Here is a 3,995-nt window from a genome sequence, read left to right on the forward strand (position 1 = left end):
CCCAACCCTGAGAAGTCCGGCGAACTGGGCGAACGCTAACCCACAGCAGGTCCACAGCGGGTGAGTACGCGAGTAATTGCCCCGACCGTTAAAAGCGTGAACCCGGTGACTCCGCGCACGGCACCGCAAAGGCCGCGTAAAGAGCCGTCCCCGCGGCGTCAAGAAACCGTAAGGGACGACGTATCGCCTGGTTGGCGGGCCTAGCGTCGGCGACATGTCCATAGTCGTATTCGTGCTGCTGACCATCGCAGTCTTCGCGCTGCTCGGCGTCGTCCAGAGGATGTTCGAGCGGTGAGCTACGAAAATCTCGTCGGGCTCATCCTGGCCGTCCTGCTCGCGGTCTTCATGGCCGCGGCGCTGCTCTTCCCGGAGAGGTTCTAGTGAGTACGACCGCCGCGGGGATCACCTTCCTCGCCCTCCTCGTCTTGGCGCTGGCAGCCGTGCACGTGCCATTCGGCGACTACATGTACCGGGTGTATAGCTCCGACAAGGACTCTCGCGTCGAGCGCGTGATCTACCGGCTCATCGGCGCCGACCCCAAGTCAGAACAGAACTGGGGCGCCTACGCCCGCAGCGTGCTCGCGTTCTCGGCCGTCAGCGTCCTGTTCCTCTTCGCCTTCCAGCTCGTCCAGGGCAAGCTGCCGCTGCACCTGAACGATCCGGCCACCCAGATGACTCCGGCACTGGCCTGGAACACCGCGATCAGCTTCGTCACCAACACCAACTGGCAGGCCTACTCGGGTGAGAGCACCCAGGGGCACCTGGTCCAGATGGCCGGCCTGACGGTGCAGAACTTCGTCTCCGCCGCAGTCGGCATGGCGGTCGCGATCGCATTGGTCCGAGGGTTCGCCCGTCGCCGCACCACCGAGCTCGGCAACTTCTGGGTTGACCTGGTACGCGGCACCATTCGCATCCTGCTGCCGATCGCGTTCATCGCCGCGATCATCCTCATCGCAGGCGGCGCGATCCAGAACTTCCACCTGCACGACCAGATCGTCGACACCCTCAACGGTGCCCAACAGACCATCACCGGTGGCCCCGTCGCCAGCCAGGAGGCCATCAAGGAACTGGGCACCAACGGTGGTGGCTTCTTCAACGCCAACTCCGCGCACCCCTTCGAGAACCCGACCGCGTGGACCAACTGGATCGAGATCTTCCTGCTGCTCGTCATCAGCTTCTCGTTGCCGCGCACGTTCGGTCGGATGGTGCAGAGCAAGAAGCAGGGGTACGCGATCGTCGCGGTGATGGGCACGATCGCTCTGCTCAGCGTCACGCTGATGAGCTTCTTCCAACTGCAGGCCCACGGCACCAACCCCACCGCGATCGGTGCGGCCACCGAAGGCGTCGAACAGCGGTTCGGCGTATTCGACTCGGCGATCTTCGCCGACGCGACCACCCTGACTTCGACGGGTGCGGTGAACTCGTTCCACGACTCCTACACCAGCCTCGGCGGCCTGATGACGATGTTCAACATGCAGCTCGGCGAGGTCGCGCCCGGCGGCACCGGGTCGGGGCTCTACGGCATGCTGATCCTCGCGGTGATCACCGTGTTCGTCGCGGGCCTCATGGTGGGCCGGACGCCGGAGTACCTCGGCAAGAAGATCACCCCGCGCGAAATCAAGTTGGCCGCAAGCTATTTCCTGGTCACACCGCTGCTCGTCCTGGTAGGAACCGCGACTGCGATGGCACTGCCGGGGCAACGGGCCGGCATGCTCAACAGCGGCCCGCATGGCTTGTCGGAAGTGCTGTACGCGTTCACCTCCGCGGCGAACAACAACGGCTCGGCCTTCGCAGGCATCAGCGTCAACACCGAGTGGTACAACACCGCACTCGGCCTGGCGATGGTCCTCGGCCGCTTCCTGCCGCTGATTCTCGTTCTCGCACTCGCGGGTTCACTCGCCAAACAAGGCACCACCCCGGAGTCCATCGGCACGCTGCCCACCCACCGGCCACAATTCGTCGGCATGGTCGTTGGCGTCACCGTGATCCTCGTCGCCCTCACCTTCCTCCCCGCGCTTGCGCTCGGGCCCCTCGCCGAAGGAATCCACTGACATGTCCACCACCACCGTCGCCGCGGCGCCCAAGGCCCGCGAAGCCAAAGCCAAGCCGAAGGGCACCGTCACCGGTGGCCTGCTCGATCCCAAGATGTTGGCCAAGTCGGTCCCCGACGCGCTGCGCAAGCTCGATCCCCGCACGCTGTGGCGCAACCCGGTCATGTTCATCGTCGAGGTCGGCGCGGTGTGGAGCACCGTTCTCGCCGTGCAGGAGCCGACCTGGTTCTCCTGGCTGGTCGTGCTGTGGCTCTGGGCCACAGTCGTTTTCGCCAACCTCGCAGAGGCGGTCGCCGAAGGCCGTGGCAAGGCCCAGGCCGACAGTCTGCGCCGGGCCAAGTCCGACGCCATGGCCCGCCGCCTCACCGGCTGGTCCCCCGGTGGCAGCGGAACCGAGGAGGAGGTGGCCGCACCACTGCTGCAACAAGGTGACATCGTCGTCGTCGAGGCCGGCCAGCCGATTCCCGGTGACGGTGACGTCGTGGAAGGCATTGCCTCGGTTGATGAATCGGCCATCACCGGTGAATCCGCGCCCGTCATCCGCGAATCCGGCGGCGACCGGTCGGCGGTGACCGGTGGCACCACGGTGCTATCTGACCGCATCGTCGTCAAGATCACCCAGAAGCCCGGCGAGAGCTTCATCGACCGGATGATCGCCCTCGTCGAGGGCGCCAACCGGCAGAAGACGCCCAACGAGATCGCGCTGAACATCCTGCTGGCCGCGCTGACGCTCATCTTCGTGTTCGCCGTCGCCACCCTGCAGCCGTTGGCGATCTTCTCCAAGGCGAACAACCCTGGCGTGCTTGACTCTCAAGCCCTCGACGCCAACGGCGTCACCGGAATCGTGATGGTGGCGCTGCTGGTTTGCCTCATCCCGACCACGATCGGCGCCCTGCTGTCGGCCATCGGCATTGCAGGCATGGATCGACTGGTGCAGCGCAACGTGCTCGCCATGTCGGGACGGGCGGTCGAGGCCGCGGGTGACGTCAACACCCTGCTGCTCGACAAGACGGGCACGATCACCCTCGGCAACCGGCAGGCGGGCGCCTTCGCCCCACTGGCAGGCGTCAGCCCCGAACAGTTCGCCGACGCCGCTCAGCTGTCCAGCCTGGCCGACGAAACGCCCGAGGGCCGCTCGATCGTCGTCTTCGCCAAGGAGCGCTTCGGGCTGCGCGCCCGCACGCCGGGAGAGTTGAACAACGCCAACTGGATCGAGTTCACCGCGACCACGCGCATGTCCGGCGTCGACCTCGAAGACGGACATCAACTGCGCAAGGGTGCAGCCGCGTCGGTCGCCGACTGGGTGCGGGCAGGCGGCGGCACCGTGCCACCGGAGCTCGGCGACTTCGTCGACGAAGTGTCCGCCAGCGGCGGCACACCACTGGTGGTCGGCGAGGTGCGGCCCGGCGGCGAGGCGCGAGCGCTCGGCGTCATCCACCTCAAGGACGTCGTCAAGGAAGGCATGCGCGAGCGGTTCGACGAAATGCGCAGAATGGGCATTCGCACCGTGATGATCACGGGCGACAACCCGTTGACGGCCAAGGCAATTGCCGACGAGGCCGGCGTCGACGACTTCCTCGCCGAGGCCACCCCCGAGGACAAGCTGGCGTTGATCAAGAGCGAGCAGGAGGGCGGCAAGCTCGTCGCCATGACCGGCGACGGCACCAACGACGCGCCAGCGCTGGCCCAGGCCGACGTCGGCGTCGCGATGAACACCGGTACGTCGGCGGCCAAGGAAGCCGGCAACATGGTCGACCTCGACTCCGACCCGACGAAGCTCATCGAGATCGTCGAGATCGGCAAGCAACTGCTCATCACGCGCGGCGCCTTGACGACGTTCTCGATCGCCAACGACATTGCGAAGTACTTCGCGATCATCCCGGCGATGTTCGTCGCGTTGTTCCCCGGCCTGGACCTGCTCAACGTGATGCGTCTGCACAGTCC

At 66.1% G+C, this 3,995-nt stretch carries 3 protein-coding genes; all 3 read left to right on the plus strand.

The window, feature by feature from the left end:
* Positions 1–291 precede the first annotated feature (291 nt).
* Positions 292–381 carry a potassium-transporting ATPase subunit F gene (locus QOD90_RS03120; protein WP_526346570.1) on the plus strand — a complete coding sequence of 30 codons (90 nt, stop codon included), beginning with the start codon at positions 292–294 and terminating at the stop codon, positions 379–381.
* Positions 381–2,051, plus strand: coding sequence for a potassium-transporting ATPase subunit KdpA (gene kdpA, locus QOD90_RS03125; protein ID WP_526346572.1), 1,671 nt, complete (start codon positions 381–383; stop codon positions 2,049–2,051). Before QOD90_RS03120 ends, kdpA begins: the two co-directional genes overlap by 1 nt.
* 94 nt (positions 2,052–2,145) lie before the next feature.
* Positions 2,146–3,995: potassium-transporting ATPase subunit KdpB (gene kdpB, locus QOD90_RS03130; protein WP_526346574.1), on the plus strand; the 1,850-nt coding region annotated here is incomplete at its 3' end.

Origin of the sequence: Mycobacterium sp. (assembly GCF_032161845.1) — a bacterium.
Taxonomy (GTDB): Bacteria; Actinomycetota; Actinomycetes; order Mycobacteriales; family Mycobacteriaceae; genus Mycobacterium.